Origin of the sequence: Olsenella absiana (assembly GCF_036408855.1) — a bacterium.
Taxonomy (GTDB): Bacteria; Actinomycetota; Coriobacteriia; order Coriobacteriales; family Atopobiaceae; genus Olsenella_K; species Olsenella_K absiana.
Genome location: NZ_JAZGJQ010000001.1, coordinates 353,255 through 372,008, shown reverse-complemented (window position 1 = coordinate 372,008; position 18,754 = coordinate 353,255). Strand labels below are relative to the sequence as shown.

Annotated in this window: 18 protein-coding genes; all 18 read right to left on the bottom strand. The window is 69.8% G+C overall.

Translation table 11 applies throughout. The features are described 5' to 3' along the window. Positions 1-136: 136 nt before the first annotated feature. Positions 137-1,777, bottom strand: coding sequence for a DNA repair protein RecN (recN, locus tag VXJ25_RS01540; RefSeq protein WP_330957448.1), 1,641 nt, complete (start codon positions 1,775-1,777; stop codon positions 137-139). Next, complete coding sequence (locus VXJ25_RS01535) at positions 1,777-2,628, bottom strand: NAD(+)/NADH kinase (RefSeq protein ID WP_330957528.1); 852 nt, start codon at positions 2,626-2,628, stop codon at positions 1,777-1,779. The genes recN and VXJ25_RS01535 overlap by 1 nt, the downstream gene beginning before the upstream one ends. A 121-nt stretch (positions 2,629-2,749) precedes the next feature. Beyond that, positions 2,750-3,616, bottom strand: coding sequence for a TlyA family RNA methyltransferase (locus tag VXJ25_RS01530; RefSeq protein WP_330957447.1), 867 nt, complete (start codon positions 3,614-3,616; stop codon positions 2,750-2,752). After that, entirely contained in the window at positions 3,597-3,929 is a 333-nt protein-coding gene (locus tag VXJ25_RS01525; RefSeq protein ID WP_330957446.1) for an exodeoxyribonuclease VII small subunit, read from the bottom strand. Before VXJ25_RS01525 ends, VXJ25_RS01530 begins: the two co-directional genes overlap by 20 nt. Positions 3,930-3,931: 2 nt before the next feature. Further along, positions 3,932-4,612 (bottom strand): transcription antitermination factor NusB, encoded by a 681-nt coding sequence (nusB, locus tag VXJ25_RS01520; RefSeq protein ID WP_330957445.1) that lies wholly within the window; start codon positions 4,610-4,612, stop codon positions 3,932-3,934. A gap of 7 nt (positions 4,613-4,619) precedes the next feature. Beyond that, on the bottom strand, positions 4,620-4,982 hold the full coding sequence (locus tag VXJ25_RS01515; protein ID WP_330957444.1) for an Asp23/Gls24 family envelope stress response protein: 363 nt from the start codon (positions 4,980-4,982) through the stop codon (positions 4,620-4,622). Positions 4,983-5,163: 181 nt separating this feature from the next. Continuing rightward, positions 5,164-5,727 (bottom strand): elongation factor P, encoded by a 564-nt coding sequence (gene efp, locus VXJ25_RS01510; protein ID WP_330957443.1) that lies wholly within the window; start codon positions 5,725-5,727, stop codon positions 5,164-5,166. Positions 5,728-5,895: 168 nt separating this feature from the next. Then, positions 5,896-6,273 (bottom strand): DUF956 family protein, encoded by a 378-nt coding sequence (locus VXJ25_RS01505; RefSeq protein WP_330957442.1) that lies wholly within the window; start codon positions 6,271-6,273, stop codon positions 5,896-5,898. Positions 6,274-6,399: 126 nt separating this feature from the next. Continuing rightward, on the bottom strand, positions 6,400-7,353 hold the full coding sequence (locus VXJ25_RS01500; RefSeq protein WP_330957441.1) for a PTS system mannose/fructose/sorbose family transporter subunit IID: 954 nt from the start codon (positions 7,351-7,353) through the stop codon (positions 6,400-6,402). A 17-nt stretch (positions 7,354-7,370) separates the two neighbouring features. Next, on the bottom strand, positions 7,371-8,183 hold the full coding sequence (locus VXJ25_RS01495) for a PTS mannose/fructose/sorbose transporter subunit IIC (RefSeq protein WP_330957440.1): 813 nt from the start codon (positions 8,181-8,183) through the stop codon (positions 7,371-7,373). 29 nt (positions 8,184-8,212) lie between these two features. Then, positions 8,213-9,199 (bottom strand): PTS sugar transporter subunit IIB, encoded by a 987-nt coding sequence (locus VXJ25_RS01490; RefSeq protein WP_330957439.1) that lies wholly within the window; start codon positions 9,197-9,199, stop codon positions 8,213-8,215. Positions 9,200-9,495: 296 nt separating this feature from the next. Continuing rightward, a complete protein-coding gene (locus VXJ25_RS01485; protein WP_330957438.1) occupies positions 9,496-10,617 on the bottom strand; it encodes a M24 family metallopeptidase in 1,122 nt (373 codons plus the stop codon). 29 nt (positions 10,618-10,646) lie between these two features. Then, positions 10,647-11,762 carry a 3-dehydroquinate synthase gene (locus VXJ25_RS01480; RefSeq protein WP_330957437.1) on the bottom strand — a complete coding sequence of 372 codons (1,116 nt, stop codon included), beginning with the start codon at positions 11,760-11,762 and terminating at the stop codon, positions 10,647-10,649. Then, the gene (locus VXJ25_RS01475) at positions 11,759-12,301 is read right to left on the bottom strand and encodes a shikimate kinase (RefSeq protein WP_330957436.1); all 543 of its coding nucleotides are present in this window, start codon (positions 12,299-12,301) and stop codon (positions 11,759-11,761) included. The genes VXJ25_RS01480 and VXJ25_RS01475 overlap by 4 nt, the downstream gene beginning before the upstream one ends. A gap of 111 nt (positions 12,302-12,412) precedes the next feature. Beyond that, on the bottom strand, positions 12,413-14,047 hold the full coding sequence (gene mltG / locus VXJ25_RS01470; protein ID WP_330957435.1) for an endolytic transglycosylase MltG: 1,635 nt from the start codon (positions 14,045-14,047) through the stop codon (positions 12,413-12,415). Between the two features lie 96 nt (positions 14,048-14,143). Next, positions 14,144-14,554 carry a Holliday junction resolvase RuvX gene (gene ruvX, locus VXJ25_RS01465; RefSeq protein ID WP_330957434.1) on the bottom strand — a complete coding sequence of 137 codons (411 nt, stop codon included), beginning with the start codon at positions 14,552-14,554 and terminating at the stop codon, positions 14,144-14,146. A 31-nt stretch (positions 14,555-14,585) separates the two neighbouring features. Further along, the gene (gene alaS / locus VXJ25_RS01460) at positions 14,586-17,228 is read right to left on the bottom strand and encodes an alanine--tRNA ligase (protein WP_330957433.1); all 2,643 of its coding nucleotides are present in this window, start codon (positions 17,226-17,228) and stop codon (positions 14,586-14,588) included. Next, positions 17,225-18,715, bottom strand: coding sequence for an AI-2E family transporter (locus VXJ25_RS01455; RefSeq protein ID WP_330957432.1), 1,491 nt, complete (start codon positions 18,713-18,715; stop codon positions 17,225-17,227). Before VXJ25_RS01455 ends, alaS begins: the two co-directional genes overlap by 4 nt. Between the last annotated feature and the right edge of the window lie 39 nt (positions 18,716-18,754).

Sequence of the window (18,754 nt, the reverse complement as noted above, 5' to 3'; positions counted from 1 at the left end):
CTTCCCGTAGTGAACCTACCTTTTCTACGGGTCTCGATTCTAGCGCCTCGCGGCCCCGGCCGGACGTTCGCACACCAACTGGCCATAACATTCCGCAGCCGGCGGAGGGGAGGCGCGCACCGAGGGGCGGCCCTGCCTACGAGCTCCCCCCAAAGGCCCGCTCGAGCATCTCCGCGGCGTGCTCGAGCGAGGTCGGCGAGGTGTCGCCGGAGAGCATGCGGGCGACCTCCGCCACGCGCTCCTCGCCCGATATCTCGCTCAGCGTCGTCTCGGGGACGTCCCCTCCCGACTTGGTCACGAGGTAGTGGGCCTGGCCCATGACGGCGACCTGGGCGAGGTGGGTGACGACGATGACCTGGTGGGTCTTGGCGAGGCGCGCGAGCACCCTCGCGAGCGCCACGGCCGTGGAGCCGCCCACGCCGGCGTCCACCTCGTCGAAGACGAGCGTCTCCGTCCCGTCCGCCTCTCCCAGTACGACCTTGCAGGCGAGCATCACGCGCGAGATCTCGCCGCCGGAGGCGATCTTGCGCAGCGGGCGGGCGCTCAGGCCGGCGCCGGGGCGGTACATCAGCTCCACCCTGCTCGGGCCCTGCTCGCCCCACTGCGCGCGCGGCAGGCGCTCCATCTCGATCAGGAGCTGCGCCGAGCCCATCTCGAGGAGCGACATCTGCTCCGTCACGGCGCCCGCGAACCTGGGGGCCGCCTCCGCGCGCACCCGGTCGAGCTCGTCGGCCTTCTCCGCCAGGCGCGCCTCCGCGGCGTCGAGCTCGCGCCGGGCGCGCTCGAGCAGCTTGTCCCCGTCGCTCGCCGCGGCGACAACCTCGCGGGCGCGCTCCCTGCGCTCGCAGACGTCCTCCATGCGCGGTCCGTAGGACCTGAGAAGCCCCTGCAGCGCGGCCATGCGCTCCTGCATCCGCCTCAGGTCCTCCGGCTCGAACTCCACGGAGTCGGCGTAGTCGCGCAGTCCCGCCGCCGCGTCCTCCATCTCTATGAGCGCACCCTCGACCTGCCTCACGAGGGGCGACAGGTCCTCGTCGTAGCGCTCGGCCGCCCTCAGCTCCGAGAGCGCCGATGAGACAACGTCCTCCACGCCCCCATCGCCCGTCAGCGCCTCGTGGGCGCCACGCGCGGCCGAGACGAGCGCCTCGGCGTGCTCCGCCTTGGGGAGCAGCTCCTCGATCCTCTCGAGCTCGCCCTCCTCGGGCGCGACCTCGTCGATCTTGCGGACGACGAAGGACGCCTCCTCGAGGCGGTCGGCGGCCGACCGGGTCATCTCGCGCACGCGCTCGAGCTCGGCCGCGGCGGCACGCGCCTCGGCGAGGGCGACGCCGTACTCCTCGCGGGCGCGGGCGGCCCCCTCGCCCGTCCAGGCGTCCAGCAGCTCGACGTGCGCCTGCGGCTGCAGGAGCCGCTGGTGCTCGTGCTGCCCGCACAGGTCGATGGTCCTCCCCACGCCCTCCGCGAGCTCGCGGACGGAGGCCATGCGGCCGTCTATGCTCACCCTTCCGTGACCCTGTGCGGAGACGCGCCGCGAAACGACCGTTCCGTCCGGGTCGTCTGTCCCCCGAAGGAAGAAGCGCCCCTCCACGCTCAGGGCGTCTGCGCCCTCGCGCACTGCGGAGGCGTCCGCGCGCTCCCCCATCAGCAGCTTGATGGCCGACAGCAGGGCGCTCTTGCCCGCGCCGGTCTCGCCGGTCAGGACGGTGAGCCCCTCGTGGGGCCTGAGCGTGGCGTCCCTGATGAGCGCTACGTTGCTCACGTGCAGCTCGTCGAGCATCACTTGCCCGCCTCGCCGTAGAAGACGCGCGAGACGGAGGCGTAGAAGCTCCGCGCGCTCTTGTCGAGCATCAAGACGTCGCCCGGCCCGCGCCGGCAGCTGGCGTGGAGGAGCGTATCCCCCTCCCCCACGGGCTGGCCGTCCGCGAATATGCAGCGCTCCGCCGGGCGCTCCGGGCTCATGGAGACCTCCACCACGTCCGCGGGCGAGGTCAGGAAGGCGCGCGCCATGATCGTGTGCGGCGCCACGGGAACGCAGACCATGCCGGAGAACTCCGGCGTCACGATGGGCCCGCCCGCGGCGAGGGCGTAGCCGGTCGAGCCGGTGGCCGTGGAGACCACGAAGCCGTCCCCGCGCAGCTTGTCGATGTGGTTGCCCGTCACCCAGACGTCGAACTCGATGATGTCCCCGCGGCCGCCACGCGAGATGGACATCTCGTTCAGGGCGAACGCGTGGCGGGTGACGCAGCTGCCCTCCGGCGTGAGGAAGGTGGCCTCGATGTCGAGCGTGGAGCGATGCGAGACGTGCATCCTGCCCGCGAGGGCGCTCTCCACGACCGCGTACAGATCGACGGGCTCCGCGCTCGTGAGGAAGCCGAGGTGCCCGTAGGAGACCCCCACGATCGGCACCTCCGTGTAGCCGACGACGTTGGCGGCGCGCAGCAGCGTGCCGTCCCCGCCGAGGGAGACCACCAGGTCGAGGCCGGCCGGGTCGTAGTCGTCCATCTGCTCGAGGCGCTTGTCGGGCAGCGTGTCCGCCTCCACGCCCTGGTCCCCCAGCCACCGCGCGAGGCGCTTGGCGTCCTCCAGGGCGTCCGGACGGGTGTAGTTTGGAACCAAGAGAACCTTCACGGACACCAACTCCCCCTCGCGTGCGACATCGGGGATAGAGTCTAGCACGGCTCCCCCCGGCGAGTCACGAACTGGCGTTCGCAATTCCCCGAACTGCCGCGCGACGCCCGCGGACGGCCGCCTAGCGCGGCTCGCGGCCGTCCGCGCGCACGACGGCGCCCTCCCCCACCACGCGCGCGAGCTCCTCGGCCCCGAGGCCTCGCGAGGCGGCGGCAGGCGCGCGGACGCCCAGCAGGAGGTACTCGACGTTTCCCTTGTGCCCCGTGATAGGAGAAGGACAGGCCCCCCGGACGGAGAGCCCCGCCTCCGCGAAGGCCGAGGCGACCCGCTCGAGCGCGGCGAGGCGGACGGCGGGGTCGCGGACGACGCCGCCGGCTCCGACGTCTTCCCGCGCGGCCTCGAACTGCGGCTTCACCAGGGTGAGGAAGGCGCCCCCGGGAGCGAGGAGCCTCAGCACCGACCCCAGCACCGCGAGCACGGACGTGAAGGAGACGTCGCAGACGGCCAGGTCGATCGTGCCCTCTCGCTCGGGGGTCGGCACGTCCACGATGTTGGTCCGCTCGAGGAGGGTCACGCGCCCGTCCTGCCTGAGGCCCCAGTCGAACTGGGCGTAGCCCACGTCGACCGAAAGGACGCTCGCCGCGCCGTGACGCAGCAGGCAGTCGGTGAAGCCACCCGTCGAGCAGCCGACGTCCAGGCAGGCGAGGCCCGTCGGGTCGACGTCGAAGGCCGCAAGGCCTCGCTCGAGCTTGAGACCGCCGCGGCTCACGAAGCCCTTCGCCCCCCGGACGTGGAGCTCGACGCCGCGCCTCACGCGCTCGCCCGCCGAGGTGAGCCGGCGCCCCTGCGAGGAGACCTCGCCCGCGAGGACCGCGCGCAGCGCCTCGTCGGTCGTGGCGAAGTACCCCTGGGCGACGAGCTCCTCGTCGAGGCGGCGACGCCCCTTGCCGGCGACGCCGCGCAAGGAGCTACGCCCCCGCGTGCCCATCCGGAGCGTCCCCCTCCTGGGCGGCTCGCCCGGTCGCGGCGGCGGCTGCGCCGTCCTTCTCGGACTCCCCCTCGCGAGCGGGCGTGCCGGCATCCGCGGCGGCCCCGGGGGCGGAGGCGGCGACCTCGCGGTCGCTCAGCTCGCTGACGTCCACGAGCTCGACCGCGCGCGAGCCCAGGCCTATGGCCTCGTCGAGGAGGTCAAGCGACTGCTCGAGCGAGACGTCCTTGTCCCTGACCTCGGCTACGATCCTCTCGAGGCGCGAGGTGATCTCGTCGAAGGAGTCGTAGGCGGAGGCGTCGAACTTGGCCATCGCTACTCCCAGGACCCTTCGCCCTCGTCGAAGGACGCGGGACGAAAGACCTCGAAGCCGTCGTCGCCGGCCTGCGGGCGCGCCCCCTCGGGCGCGGCGGGCGAACCCTGCCCGCCCTCGACGCCGGCACCCTCCGCCTCGGCAGCGCGCTCGGCCTCCTCGGCCGCCGCACGCTCCGCCGCGGCGCGCTCGGCCTCCTCGCGGCGCCGGCGCTCCTCCTCGTCGAGGCGCTCGCGCTCCCTCGTCGCGTCGCCCACGACGTCCTCGCCCGCCTCGATGCGGTCGGCAATGCGCCCGAGCACGCCGTTCACGAAGCGCGAGGACTCGTCGGTGCCGTAGGCCTTGGAGAGCTCGACGAACTCGTCGATCGTGATGGGGACGGCGACCTCGTCCACCTCGAGCATCTCGTAGGTGGCGAGGCGCAGGATGTTGCGGTCGACCGCGGGCATGCGCGGGACGGTCCAGTGCGTCGACGCCTGCGAGATGATGACGTCGAGCACGGGCAGCATCTCCCCCGCGCCGCGCGCGTCCGCCTCGCCGAAGGGGTCGAGCGGGCCGTCGGTGATGGCGTACTCGCCCGAGAGCACCTCGTCGACCGTCTTGCCGGTCGCCTCGGCCTGGAACAGGACCTGCAGCGCCTGGCTGCGTGCGAGCGTGCGCCCGCCGAATCTCTTGTTAGCCACTCTGGAACTACTCCTTGGGGAAGACGAGGCTGTCGATGCAGACGTTGACGGCGCCGACCTCGACGCCGACCTGCTCCTCGACGGCGGAGGCGACGGCGGAGCGCACCTCGTCCGCTAGCTGCGTGAAGGGATAGCCGTAGAAGACGGAGACGTGGATGGTGACCTCGAGCCTGCCGTCGGCCACGACGCACTCGACCGCGCCCTCGGGGGCGGTGCGCTTCTGCGTGAAGACGGAGATGAGGTTGGAGGCGATGTCGTTGCCGCCGACGCTGGCGACGCCCTCGACCTTGCTCGCGGCGAGGGAGACGATGGTGGACACGACGCCCTTCGAGACACCGATGCCGGAGATGACGATCTCGTTCGAATCCATGGAACTTCCTTTCGCGAACGACGAGAGGCTTGGTAAGGTCCGTCCGTACACTCCGTCAAGTATAGACGTTCCCCGCACGCGCGACCCGTCCGGGCGCGCGTGCGGGACGACGCGCGGCACGAGAAAAGAAAAGCCGCACCGCAGGTCTCTGCGGCGCGGCATGGCTCTCTCTGGGCTGTCGCTACACGCGGGAGACGAACTTGCCGGTGCGGGTGTCGACCTTGATGACCTCGCCCTGGTTGAGGTACATCGGGACCTGGACGAGGGCGCCGGTCTCGATCGTCGCGGGCTTGGTGCCGCCCTGGACGGTGTCTCCCTTGAAGCCGGGGTCGGTCTCGGTGATCTCGGCCTCGATGAACATGGGCGGCTGGACGCCGATCAGGTCGGTGTCGGCGTAGAGCAGCTGGCAGGTGTCGTTCTCCTTGAACCAGACCGCGTTGTCGCCGATGAAGCTGGTGTCGACGGGGATCTGCTCGAAGGTCTCGGGGTCCATGAAGTAGTACGCGGCGCCGTCGTTGTAGAGGTACTGCATCTCACGGGTGATGAGCTGCACGTTCTCGAACTTGGTGCCCGCGTTGCAGGTCTGGTCGATGACGCGGCCGCTCTTGAGGTCGCGGATCTTGTAGCGGACGAAGGCGCCGCCCTTGCCGGGCTTGACGTGCTGGAACTCGACGATCGTGTAGATCTTGTCCTTGATCTTGAGACCCATGCCGTTCTTGAAGTCTGCAGTGCTGATGGTAGCCAATGGACTCTCGCTTTCTCGAACGCCCGCATGCGGGCGACAGTCATGTGCGGTGCGCATTATAGCCCCCGCGCCGACCATCGCGCCGCCAGCCGCCGCGATTCACAGAGCCAACAGCAGCGAGGCCCAGCTCGCGGCGGCCGGGAGCCGGGCGCCAGCGGCCCTTGGCGCCTAGTAGCCGCCGAGGAACAGCCGCTTGATGCCGAGCCCCATGACCTGCAGGAAGGTGGGCGACCTCTGGAGCCTGTCCTCGGGGACGTGGCCCCTGAAGGAGCGCAGGGTGCGCTTGTTGTCCCTGGTGGAGAAGGAGAAGTGCCCGTTGCTCCTGGTGAAGATGGCGAAGCGCGAGATGAGCCTGCCGCCGAACATCACCGACGCCGCGACGTAGTCGACCTCGTCCCAGGGGATCTGGATGTAGTCCTCTGGGTTGCGCTCGTTGTAGAACTCGACGGCCCGGTCCCCGACCAGCAGGTCGCCGTACGTCGTGAGCCCCTGGAAGGAGGTCGCCTTGATCGTGAGCTCGACCTTGGTGTTCTGTGATTGTGCCATCTGGCCCGCCTCCTTGTCTTAAAGCCGAAGGGGCCGCACCCGGCCCCGGTGCGAGGCACCGTAGAGGCTACTAGGTGCGGCCCCCAGCGTCCAGCCCCGGGGCCGGGCGCGCCTGAGGTAGATGCGCTACATGAACTTGAAGAAGCGGCCGATGATGCCCACGCCGAACAGGGCGAGGATGATGGCGATCGGCGAGACCTTCTTCTTCAGGAGGTGGCAGCACAGGAGCGTGAGACCGAGCGCCGCCAGGCCGGGGATCAGGGAGTCGAGGTTCTGCTGGAGCGTGGTCACCTTGTACTCGTCCAGGCCGTTGACGCCGAGGCTGGAGTACTGCGTGAGCGCGCTCTTGATGCCCGCAGCGTCGCCGGTGATCTTGGACCAGTCGATGAAGGCGCCCTCGGACTGCTTGACCGTGGAGACGATCGGCGTGAAGGAGATGGACACCCACCGCTCTACCAGCGCGCCGATGATGAACATGCCGAGGATGGAGGCGCCCTCCGTGATCCTGCCGAGCATGCCGCCGGAGAGGTCCTTGGTGATCTCGGTGCCGACGCGGTAGCCGAACTCCTGCGTGTACCACAGGAAGGCGATGCGGATGATGTTCCAGGCGATGAAGAACAGCAGCGGGCCGACGATGCTGCCGGCGAGCGCGAGCGACGCACCGAGAGCGCCCAGGATGGGTCGGATGGTGAACCAGAAGACCGGGTCGCCGACGCCGGCGAGCGGGCCCATCATGCCGACCTTGACGCCCTGGATGGCCGCGTCGTCAATCGGCTCGCCGTTGGCGCGCTCCTCCTCGAGGGCCAGGGTGACGCCGATGACCGGCGCGGAGACGTAGGGGTGCGTGTTGTAGAACTCGAGGTGGCGCTTGAGGGCGGCTGCGCGGTCCTCCTTGGTGCTGTAGAGCTTCTTGATCGCGGGGATCATGGCGTAGCACCAGCCGCCGTTCTGCATGCGCTCGTAGTTCCACGAGCCCTGCAGGTACTGGTGGCGCAGGCACACGGCCCTGCGGTCGCCCTTGGAGAGGGTGATCCTCTTGGGGTCCTTCTCGGTGGTCTTGTCGGAAGTCTCTTCTGCCATCGTGCTCACTCCCCTTCCTACTCGTAGTCGTCCAGGATGTCACCGAGCGGGTCGCCGCTGCCCGCGGCACCGCCGTTCTGCGTGGCGAGCTCCTTGAGGCCGAGGTAGATGAGGGCCAGGGAGAGGCCGATGACGCCGAGGGCGATGAGCGTGAGGCCGGACAGGGCGGCGAGGACGAAGCCGAGCGCGAAGAACGGCCAGGTCTCCTTGGTGGCCATCATGTTGATGACCATGGCGTAGCCGACCGCAGCGACCATGCCGCCGCCGACCTGCATGCCGCCGGACAGCCAAGCGGGCATGGCGCTCAGGACCGCGGTCACGGCGTCGACGGGGATGAAGCACAGCGCGGTCGCGGGGATGGCGATGCGGATGCCCTGCAGGCAGATGGCGAGGACCTGCCAGACCTCGATGGCACGGAAGTCGGCGCGCTCGGCCGCGGCGTCCATGGCGTGGACCATCGGGATGGCGATGGTGCGGCAGAGCATCGTGAGGAAGAGGCCGGCGACGGACAGCGGGATGGCCAGGGCGATCGAGGTGCTGATCGCGTTGGTGGGGTCCTGGTTGCCGTTGAGCGCGAGGGCCATGAGGATGGCGGACGCGACGGAGGCGAGGGCCGCGTCGGGCGCGACGGCCGCGCCGATGTTGGCCCAGCCGAGGGCGATCATCTGCAGGGAGCCGCCGAGCATGATGCCCTCGGTCGGGTGGCCCGTCACGATGCCGATGAGCGTGCAGGCCACCAGCGGCTGGTGGAACTCCCATTCGTCGAGGATGCCCTCCATGCCGGCCAGGAACGACACGATGAAGACGAGCAGGATGGTGATTGGCGACATGAGTTTCCCTCCTTCTTTCTCCTTGGCCCTTAGGCCATGTTCTTAGCCTTCAGAAGCGCCCAGATGTCGTCGACGTGGTCGGACGGCACCTTCTGGACGTAGAAGTGGGTCCCGTTGTCGCGGATCGCCTTGAGCGTCCTGACGTCGTCGGCGTCGCAGGCGATCGCCTGGTTGATGACGGTCTTGCCCTGGGAGGCGGCCATGGAGCCGATGCAGACCTCCGGAAACTTGACGCCGCCCTCCTCCGCGCGCAGGAGGTCCTGCGGGTTCTCGAAGAGGATCATCGCCTTGGTTGCGCCGAACCTGGGGTCCTTGTCGACCTGGACCAGCTTGCTGATGGGGATGACGTGTACGTGGACTCCGGGAGGCGCGGCTTGGATGATCATGTTCTTGCGGAGCTCGTCGTGGGCGACGCCGTCGGAGACGACGAGGATGCGGTCGGGCTGCACCTGCTTGGTCCACGCGGTCGCCACCTGGCCATGGAGCAGGCGGGTGTCGATGCGGACGTAGGCGTACTTGATGTGCCCGTCGCCCAGGACGGTCCCCTCGGGGATGGCGGCGCCGGACGCGGCGACCGGCGCGGGGGCGGCCACGGTGGCGGCCTCCGCGGGCTCGAGCTCCTCGGGCTTGACCTTGATGCCGCCCCTGGAGTCGGCGAAGATCTCCTGCATGACGGCGACGGCAGTGTCGGCGCCCATGCGAGACCCGTAGGCCGAGACGAGCATCGGCAGGTTGAGGCCGGTTATCGCGACCCAGTCCTTGTGGCCCTCCTCCGTGATGAGGCGGGAGACCTGGTTGAAGGGGGTGCCTCCCCACAGGTCCACCAGGAACAGCACGTGCTCCTGGTCCGAGAAGGTGGAGATCGCGTCAAGCAGCTTCTGGTGCATGTCGTCGGGGCCCATGTCAGGCGTCAGGACCACGGCCGCCACGTCTTCCTGCGGACCGAAGATCATGCTTCCCGACTCCTTGATGCCCTCGGCGAACCTGCCGTGGCTGGCGAGAACTATGCTGACCATCCAACTTCCTCCTTTGCTAACCTTCTGCGTCCGACAGAAACTTGTGAACCGTAGAGGCTCCATAACCGAAACACGTTATCTCTACAAATTCACCACTCACGCAGTATACGACAGATTCTAAACAGCGTTTGTGACAAGGCCCAGCGACCCCAAGGTTGCGGTTTGCGCACCTAGGATGGCTGGGCCCACATCAAAGGACACCGTATGGAGAAGCATGTCTAGACAAGTGGACGCGCTCTGGTAAGCTGGTGGGTTTCGCGCGGGCGGACGAGAGATGGCGCGGACGCCGAGTGGGTCTACCCCACCACCTGCAGCTCGTGGGGCGACTGCGTGAAGACGTGGTAGCCGTCCTCGCGCATCACGCCGAAGTCCTCGATGCGCACGCCGAACCGGCCGGGCAGGTAGATTCCCGGCTCGTCCGTGATGACGGAGCCCACCGGCACCTCGCCGTCGTACGTCGCGCTGTAGCGCGGCATCTCGTGGATCTGGATGCCCACGCCGTGGCCGAGGCCGTGCTTGAAGTAGTCGCCGTAGCCCGCCTCGGAGATGATGCGGACGGCGAGCTCGTGCATCTGCCGGCCGGGCTGGCCGGGCCTGGCCTCGCGGCGCACCGCCTCGTTCGCGGCGAGCACGACGTCGTAGACGTGGCGCATCTCCTCGGTCGGCTCGCCCACGGCGACCGTCCTCGTCATGTCCGAGCGATAGTCGCGATAGCTCGCGCCGAAGTCCATGGTCACGAAGTCGCCCTCCCTGACCACGTAGGCACCCGGCTGGGCGTGGGGGTTGGCGCCGTCCGGGCCCGCCGCGACGATGGTGTCGAAGGCGAGGCCGTCTGCGCCGTGGTCGAACATGAACCCCTCGAGCTCCCTCTTGATCTGCATCTCGGTCATGCCGGCCTTGATGTAGCCGCATATGTGCTCGAAGGCGGCGTCGGTGATCGACTGCGCGTGGCGCATGAGCTCGACCTCCTCGTCGTCCTTCACGATCCTCAGGCGCTCGACGTCGCCGTGGAGGCGCGGGAGGAGGCAGGCGAGGGAGGCCGCGGCGAGCTCGCGCTCGAAGGCCTCGAAGAAGGCGAGCGTCAGGGTGTCCTCGACGGCGACCATGCGCGCGCCGGTCTCGCCCACCCGCCGCGCCGCCCAGCGCGCGGGGGTCACGTCGTCCATGTCGATCCGCCAGGCGCTGCCCTCCCCCAGGCGCTCCCTGAAGGTGTTGAAGTAGCGGGAGTCCGTGTGGAGCCAGAGCCCGTCCGCCGTGACGAGGGCGGTGTGGGCGTCCTCGTCGTCGAAGGTCCGCTCCGCGCCGGTGAGCCAGCGCAGGTCGGGGTTGTTCCTCAGGATCGCGGCGTCGTAGCCGCGCTCGCGCATGATGGAGCGGAGGCGCTCCACGCGCCCCGCGGTCGCCCTTGCGTCTGCCATGTTCTTCGTCCTTCCTTACGTGGGAACGTTCACTCCGCCTGGGGGGCGTGCGCCGCGCACCAGGCCTCGGTGTGCTCGCGCAAAAGCTCGTCGTCGAGGTTGGCGAGCCGCACGCGGCCCAGCGCCTCCGGTACGAGGAGCATGAAGCGGTTGGTCCTCGAGAACCGCTCCGCCCTGAGCGCCGCGCGCAGGGCAGCGGGGTCCACCTCGCAGGCGAGGGCGGGCAACCCCAGCGCCTCGAGGAGCTCGTCCTGGGCGAGCATGTCATCCACCGAGAGCTTGCCGAGGCCCACCGAGAGGCGCGCGGCGAAGCGCATCCCCTCGGCCACGAGGGTGGAGGGTGCGACGCCGGCGACCAGGGTCGCGAGCGCCGCCGCAATGTCCTCCCCGTAACGGGCGCTCTCGCGGATCGCGATGGAGGTGGAGGAGACGATGTGGCCTCTCCCCTTCGCCGTCTCCGCGAGCTGACCGCAGAAGAGCACGGGGTCGCCCGACATGACCTGCTCCGCCCTGTCCCAGAGGGCGGAGAACTCCTTCTCCGACTGGCTGACCGCCGTCGCGACCATGAGGGCGCGGGCCATCCTCGAGCCCTCCGAGCCCAGGCCGTGCACCATGACGGACGGCTCGCAGACGGCGTTCTTGGCGCAGGCGCGCACGGCGACCATCTGCCGCGCCCCGCCCACGTCGAGCCCCCGGGGGGTCGTGCAGGCCCTGAGCAGGGCCTCCTCGTCGGTAGGCACGACGACCAGGGGCGTGCCCTGGGCCCAGAGGGAGCAGGCGTGGGACATGAGCGAGAGGGAGTCCGCGCCGCCCACCGCGAGACAGACGTCGTCGGCCGTCATGCCGGCGCGGGCGAGCGCCTCGAAGGCACCCTGGGCGGCGTCGAGCGTGCGCACGGAGGCCCCCTCCCCCGCGACCTCGTAGGGGGTCACCTCGAACCCCTCGCCGACGAGGAGCCTCCCGAGGTAGTCCGTGAGGTCCGCGTCGGCGCCGGGCTCGCTCGCGAGCAGCGCGCGCTTCGGCCTGCCGACCGCGTCGCGGCAGACCTTGCCCGCCTGGTCGAGTGCGCCCTCCCCCCAACGGATGCCGCACGACGAGCCGGGGGTCGACACCCAGCACTTCTGCACGCTCTCGCTCTCGCTCATAGAAGGCCCTCCTCCCAGAGCAGGGCGCCGGCTTCCTGCGCCACCTGCTCGAAGCTCTTGCCGGTTATCTCCACGATGTAGTCCGCCGTCCGCTCGTAGAGCGGCATGCGGTGCTCGAAGAGGGCGCGCGTCTCGCCCGACGAACCCCAGTCGGGGCGCTTCTCGGGGTGTTGGATCTGCCTCGCGGAGTCCTGGAGGCTCCCCCTGAGGAAGACCACGGCGCCCATCTCGTGCATGAGGTGGCAGTTCTCCTCGCGCTCGACGATGCCCCCGCCGCAGCTGACGAGAAGGGAGCGCTCGTCGCGCAGGCGCCTCAGCACCTCGGTCTCCGCGTCCCTGAAGCGCCCCTCGCCGTCCTGGTGGAAGCACTCCGAGACCGTCTTCCTGAGCAGCCGCTCGGCGAGCCGGTCCGTGTCCACGTACCGTCGGCGGTAGAGCCGGCCGAGGTTCCTCGCGAGCGTGGACTTGCCCGCCCCGAGGAAGCCCACGAAGAAGACGTGGTCGCACCCTTCGTGGGTCACGTATCCGTTGTTGTTCACCGTCTGAGAATCTCCCGTGCTCGCTGACCTCCCAGATTCTAACCCAACGCCCCGCCGGTGACGTGCGGGGGCCGTCGCACGGGTCCCGCTGGCCCTGGGGCCGGCGCCTGCCTACTCGCTCTCGGCCGCGCTGCCGTTGCCCCCCGGCGCGCTCGAGCCGGAGTTCGCGATGGCGGCGAGGTGCTCCTCGTAGGTGGTCGAGAAGACGTGCTCGTCCTGCGTGATCCAGAAGTAGTAGTAGTTCGTGTCGGCGGGCGCCAGCGCCGCCTTGATCGACGCGAGGCTCGGCGTGCAGATCGGCGTGGGCGGCAGCCCCGTGTTCAGGTAGGTGTTGTACGGGCTCTCCTGCTTGAGGTCGTCCGCGGTCACCTCGCCGCCGGTCACGTACCCCATCGTCGCGTCGCTCTGCAGCGGCATCCCCGACGCGAGCCGGTTGTAGAAGACGGAGGCGATCTTGACGCGGTCGTCGTCCGTGAGCGCCTCGCGCTCGATGATCGACGCGAGCACCATGACCTGGTAGTCGCTCATCTGGTAACCGTTGTAGCGCCTCGCAATGGCCGCCTCGCCCGCTGCGAAGTCGACCGAGCCGAGGACCTCGGACTGGTACTGGTCGAGCATCATTCTGATGACCGTGTCCGACGTGGCGTCCTTGCCCGAGATGTCGTAGGTCTTGGGATAGAGGTAGCCCTCGAGCCCCTCCTCGTCGGCAGACTGCAGGAAGCTGTAGTCGGACGCGTAGTTGGCGACCTTGGCCCGGTCCTTGAAGTCCTGCTGCGAGATGCCGAGCGACGCCTCGACCTGCTGGGCCGTCTTGTCGAGCGTGAGGCCCTCGGCCACCGTGACGGTCCCCTGGCCGGAGTTGGGGCCGATGACGAGCTGGCTCACCACGTTCGCCGGGTCGGAGCCCGTCACGAAGACGTAGGTGCCGCTCTTGAGCTTCTGGTCGGCGTTCTGGGTCTGCACCGCCTTGAGGAAGGCGGAGGAGTCGGAGATGACGCCGGCGTCCATGAGCGTCTGCACGATCGTGGAGCCGCCCGCCCCGTCGGGGATGGTGACGGTCACCTCCTGCCCGGGCGTCACCTGGACGGTCGGCTGCGTCCTGCCGAGGCGGGGCGATACGACCCTGACCCACAGGAAGCCCCCCGCGACGCCGATGAACAGGACGAGAAGGGCGACTATGGCCGCGGTGCGGCCGGGGTGGCCCCGCCTCTCGCTCGCGTGGCGGGCCCCTCCCTCGCGCAGGTGCCCCTGGGCCTGGCGCGTCGCGTGCGCCGTCCGCTCGGAGACACCCGTAGAGCCGGGCGCGGGCCTCGCCGCGCGCTGCTGCGGACGCACGACCTGCGCTCGCGTGGAGGCCGCCCTCGCAGCCTGGGCGCGGGCGCCAGCCCGCTGGGCGTGAGCGCCCTGCTGTGCATGCGCGCCCTGCTGGGGCCTCCTCTGCCCCTGGGGCGCCGCGTGCGCGGCCGCGTGCCTTCCCGCCGCGTGCCTCGGCTGCGCGCCGGCTATCCGCGGGGACTGGTGCGCCGGGGCCTTCCCGTGCGCCTGCGCGCGTGCCTGCTGGCCGCGCTGGACTTGGGTCGCGTGCTGCTGCGCGCCGGTGGGCCGAGCGGAGCCGCCCTGCTGGCGCGCCCTCCCCGCGGCGGTGCCGTCTGCGCCCTGCGCGAGCGGCAGCGCGGCTCTTCTCGGCGGCTCTTGCTCTACTCTGGGGATGTCGTCGCGGCTCCGCTGCTGCCTCGCCGGGGTCACGCCCCGCTGAGCGCGAGGCCTCCCGCCTTGTCCGTCGGAGCCCCGGCTCGCCTCGCGACGAGGGTCCTGGGGTGTGGGCATGGATCGTATCCTTTGTTAGCGCCTGGCGTCGAGCCAGGTCTGCAGGAACAGGGAGGCGGCGACCATGTCGACCTTGCCGCGCATCGACTTCTCGTTCATCCCCTCCTCGTGCAATATACGCTTCGCCTCGGCGGAGGAGAGCCGCTCGTCGGCAAACTCCAGAGGAACACCGCAGCTATCTGCGACCTTCCTGGCGATCTGGACGACGCGGCGCGCCTGCGGGCCCTCCTCCCCCCGAAGCGTCATCGGCTTGCCGCAGACGAGGACGTCGGGCTCGTAGTCCTCGAGCACCCGCCGCCAGCGCGGTGCGCCCGCGAGGACCTCCGAGGCGGGCAGGACGCACACGGGCATCGCGATGGTGCCCGTGGCGTCGCTCGCTGCGACGCCGATCCGCTTCTGGCCTATGTCCAGCGCGACGACCCGCATGCGCCCTCCCCTCGTTCCCTCGCGACCTGCGCTACGCCTCGACGAGCTGGCGCGCGAGGGCCAGGGCGTCGTCGATGCCGGAGGCGTCCTTGCCGCCCGCCTGGGCCATGTTCGGCCTGCCGCCTCCCCTGCCGCCGACCTTGCCGGCGATGCCGGAGACCACCTTGCCGGCGTCGAAGCCGGAGGCGACCGCCTCGTCGGTGCCGGCGGCGAGCAGCGACACCTTGTCGTCCTTCGCCGATGCGACGACGCAGGCGCAGGGTGCACCGAGCTGCTCGCGCACCGTGTCCCAGACGTTGCGCAGCTCCTTGCCGCCGAGGCCGTCCACGCGGGCGACGACGAGCCTGTAGGCGCCGAGGTCGGTCGCGGAGGCCACGGCGTCCGCGACGGCGTTGGAGGAGCCGCCGGTGAGGGCCGCCTCAGCCTTCCTCTGGGCCTCCTTGAGCTCCTCCTGGAGCTGGCGCACGCGGGCGGCGACGTCGACCGGGCGGCACTTGAGCTCGGAGGCGACCTCGTCCATCTGCGCCAGGCGCTCGTCGAGGTACTCGATGGCGCCCATGGAGGTCACGGCCTCGATGCGGCGGGCGTTGGAGCCGACCGACCCCTCCGAGACGATCTTGAAGAGGCCGATCTCGGCGGTGTTCCTGACGTGGGTGCCGCCGCAGAACTCGCGGCTGAAGGGGAGCGCCTCCTCGCCGACCGAGACGACGCGTACGACGTCGCCGTACTTCTCGCCGAACAGGGCGGTCGCGCCCATCTCCTTCGCCTCGTCGATGCCGCACTCCACCGTGACGACGGGCTTGGCGGCGAAGATCTCGGCGTTGACCATGCCCTCGACGCGCGCGATCTCGTCTGCGGTCATCGCCTCGAAGTGCGTGAAGTCGAAGCGCAGCCTGTCGGGCGCGACGAGGGAGCCCGCCTGGCTTACGTGGTCGCCCAGGACCCTCTTGAGTGCGGCGTCGAGCAGGTGGGTCGCGGTGTGGTTGCGACGGACGAGCTCGCGGCGGCCGTGGTCGACGGTCGCGGTCGCGATCTCGCCGAGCAGCATCTCGCCGGTCTCCATGACCCCGACGTGCGCCACGAGGTTCTCGTGGTGCTTGGTGTCACGCACGCGGCAGACGCCGGAGAGGGTCTCGACCGTGCCGGTGTCGCCCACCTGGCCGCCCATCTCGCCGTAGAAGGACGTCTTGTCGAGGACGATCTCCACCTCGTCGCCCTGCTTCACGTGGTCGACCTCCTGGCCGTCCTTGACGATGGCCAGGACCTTGCAGCCGCGCGCGCGGTCGCGCTCGTAGCCCTTGAACTCGGTCTCGGGGAGCCTGTCGTTGAGCTGGGTCCAGACGTCGTTGAAGGAGCCCCAGGCGTCGCGGTTGGCGCTCCTACGGGCGCGCTCGCGCTGCTCGTCCATGGCGGCGTCGAAGGCGGCCATGTCGACGCCGTGTCCCGCGGCCTCGGCGATCTCGCGGGTGAGGTCGATGGGGAAGCCATAGGTGTCGTGGAGCTTGAAGGCCGTGGCGCCAGGCAGCGCCTCGCCCTCGCCGAGGGCGGAGAGCTCGGCCTTGAGGCTCTCCTCGCCCGCGTCGAGCGTCTGCGTGAAGCGGCCCTCCTCGGCCGAGACGATGCCGTCGACGAGCGCGGCGTTCTCCGTGAGCTCGGGGTAGACGTCGCCCATGAGCCTCGTGACCTCGTGCGCGTAGGTGGTGAGGAAGGCGCCCTCGATGCCCATGAGGCGGCCGTGGTAGACGGCGCGGCGCAGCAGGCGGCGCAGGACGTAGCCGCGGCCCTCGTTGGAGGGCAGGATGCCGTCGGCGATCATGAAGGTTACCGCGCGCGAGTGGTCAGCCACGATGCGCAGGCTCTTGTCCGTGCGCTCGTCTGCGTGGTAGGCGACGTGCGCGAGGTTCTCGCCGAGGCTGATGAGGGTGCGCAGGACGTCGCCCTCGTAGTTGGAGCCCTCGTGCTGCATGATGGCGGCCATGCGCTCGAGGCCCATGCCGGTGTCGATGTTGCGGTGCGGCAGGTCCGGCAGAGAGCCGTCCTCCTGGCGGTCGTACTGGGTGAAGACGAGGTTCCAGAACTCGAGGAAGCGGTCGCCGTCGTCGCCCGGCTTCTCGCCCTCGAACTCCGGGCCCTGGTCGAAGTAGATCTCGGAGCAGGGGCCGCAGGGGCCGGTCGGGCCGGCGGCCCAGAAGTTGTCCTCTGCGCCGAGGCGGGAGATGTGGTCGTAGCCGACGCCCTGGGCGTGCCACAGCTCGATGGCCTCGTCGTCGTCCTCGAAGACGGTCATGTAGAGCCTGTCGACGGGCAGGCCCAGGTGCTCGGGGCTGGTCATGAACTCGAAGGCCCAGGCTATGGCGTCTGCCTTGGAGTAGCCGCCGAAGGAGAAGTTGCCGAGCATCTCGAAGAACGAGAGGTGGCGCGAGTCGCCGATGTTGTCGATGTCGTTGGTGCGCAGGCACTTCTGGCAGGAGGTGGCGCCGATCTCGCGCATGGTCTTGGAGCCCTGGTAGTACTCCTTGAACTGGTTCATGCCGGCGTTGGTGAGGAGCAGTGACGGGTCGTCGGGGACGAGCGAGGAGGACGGGTAGAGCTTGCAGCCCTTGCCCTCGAAGAACTTGAGGAAGTCCTCCCTGATCTCTGCGGTGGTCATGGTCTTGTAGTCGGGCGTGCTCATTGGTCTCCTCTATCGCTCGTGCCCCCGGGGTGGGGCGTGGTCGCATCCTTCTGGGACGGCGTGTCCCCTGCCGGGTCCGCCCCACGTGCCCTATCGATACTAGCGCTCCGAGCGCCTTCCGCCTCCCCCTTCGCGCGATTCTTGCCCGGAGCTGCGGCGATTCCATATCTAATCCGATGCGAGATCTCGTCTCTGAGCGACATCCTGACGCCCGCCGGGCGCTTCGCCGGCTCGACCAGCGGGGCAGACTCCGGGCGGACGAGGAGGGTGTCCTCGAAGAACTTGTCGTCGTCGAGGGCGTCGAAGGCCGGCTCGACCGAGCCGTCCTCGCCGCGGAAGGGGGTTGAGCGGAAGAGCGCGCCGTCGTAGGAGACGAGCTGGCGGCCGCTCCTCTGCTCGAAGTAGTAAACGAACACGGAGCGGATGGCGGCTGTCAGGGGGATGGCGAGCACCATCCCGAAGACGCCGCCGAGGGCGTTGCCGAGCACGATGCCGAGAAGCGAGAGCGCCGGGTGGACGTTCACGGCCGAGCGCATGACGAGCGGCGATATGACGTTGTCCGTCACGTTCATGGCGACGACGGTGATGGCCACGGTCTCGACGGCGAGCAGCGGGCTCACGAAGAGCGCGAGCAGCGTCGCCATGGCCGCCGAGACCCAGGCGCCGATCACCGGGACGAAGTGGAAGATGCCGATGACGATGCCCATGAGGCCTGCGTAGGGGTGGCCCACCGCGGCGAGGCCGAGGAAGGACAGCCCCCCGCAGATGAGCGAGGTGAACAGGATGCTGCGCATGTAGCCGCCCATGGAGCGGCTCAGGACCGCGAGCATGACCGTGAGGCTGCGCTCGTGCCTGGGACCGGAAACGACCGCCATCTCGTGGGCCATCACGGGGTAGTCCTTCGCGAGCCAGTAGCCCACGACGAGGCCGAGGAAGAGCGTGCCGAGGAAGCCCACGCTCGAGGTCAGCCGCCCGACGAGGCCGCTCGTCAGCTGGTCCATCGCGTTGGAGGCGAGGTCCATCCCGTGGGCGGACACGACCCCCACGGCCTGGTCGACCATGCTCTGCAGCCCCTCGGTGTCCTCCGAGCCGAACTGCGCCCAGAAGCGGCCGAGGGCGTCCTGCACCTGCTCGAGGTAGGCGGGCACGTGGGCGAGAAGCTCCACGGTCTGCTGGAGGAAGGGCGGGAGGAACAGGGCGAGGAAGGCGACGACGACGGCGACCACCACGACGAGGGCGACGAGGGCGCCCGCCGCGCGGGGCACGCCGTGGCGCTCGAGCGCGTTGGTGATGGGGCTGCAGATGAAGCCGATGACGACGCCCACGACGACGAGCTCGACCGCCGGCCACACGAGCCCCAGGACGCGCACGGCCAGCGCGCAGACGACGCAGCAGCCGACCACCGTCCACACGGCGAGCGCGCGACGCCTCCACGTCTCAGCGTCGAGCCCGCCTCGCCCCTCGCGCACACTGTCGCCTGCGCCCATGCGTCCGTCCTCGCCCGTCTGCCGCTCCCTTCGCGCAAA

Coding starts and splice junctions, on each gene's coding strand:
- recN (WP_330957448.1), bottom strand. CDS start 1,777: ATGCTCGACGAGCTGCACGTGAGCAACGTAGCGCTCATCAGGGACGCC.
- VXJ25_RS01530 (WP_330957447.1), bottom strand. CDS start 3,616: ATGGGCACGCGGGGGCGTAGCTCCTTGCGCGGCGTCGCCGGCAAGGGG.
- VXJ25_RS01525 (WP_330957446.1), bottom strand. CDS start 3,929: ATGGCCAAGTTCGACGCCTCCGCCTACGACTCCTTCGACGAGATCACC.
- VXJ25_RS01515 (WP_330957444.1), bottom strand. CDS start 4,982: ATGGATTCGAACGAGATCGTCATCTCCGGCATCGGTGTCTCGAAGGGC.
- VXJ25_RS01505 (WP_330957442.1), bottom strand. CDS start 6,273: ATGGCACAATCACAGAACACCAAGGTCGAGCTCACGATCAAGGCGACC.
- VXJ25_RS01500 (WP_330957441.1), bottom strand. CDS start 7,353: ATGGCAGAAGAGACTTCCGACAAGACCACCGAGAAGGACCCCAAGAGG.
- VXJ25_RS01495 (WP_330957440.1), bottom strand. CDS start 8,183: ATGTCGCCAATCACCATCCTGCTCGTCTTCATCGTGTCGTTCCTGGCC.
- VXJ25_RS01490 (WP_330957439.1), bottom strand. CDS start 9,199: ATGGTCAGCATAGTTCTCGCCAGCCACGGCAGGTTCGCCGAGGGCATC.
- VXJ25_RS01485 (WP_330957438.1), bottom strand. CDS start 10,617: ATGGCAGACGCAAGGGCGACCGCGGGGCGCGTGGAGCGCCTCCGCTCC.
- VXJ25_RS01480 (WP_330957437.1), bottom strand. CDS start 11,762: ATGAGCGAGAGCGAGAGCGTGCAGAAGTGCTGGGTGTCGACCCCCGGC.
- ruvX (WP_330957434.1), bottom strand. CDS start 14,554: ATGCGGGTCGTCGCGCTGGACATAGGCCAGAAGCGGATCGGCGTCGCA.
- alaS (WP_330957433.1), bottom strand. CDS start 17,228: ATGAGCACGCCCGACTACAAGACCATGACCACCGCAGAGATCAGGGAG.
- VXJ25_RS01455 (WP_330957432.1), bottom strand. CDS start 18,715: ATGGGCGCAGGCGACAGTGTGCGCGAGGGGCGAGGCGGGCTCGACGCT.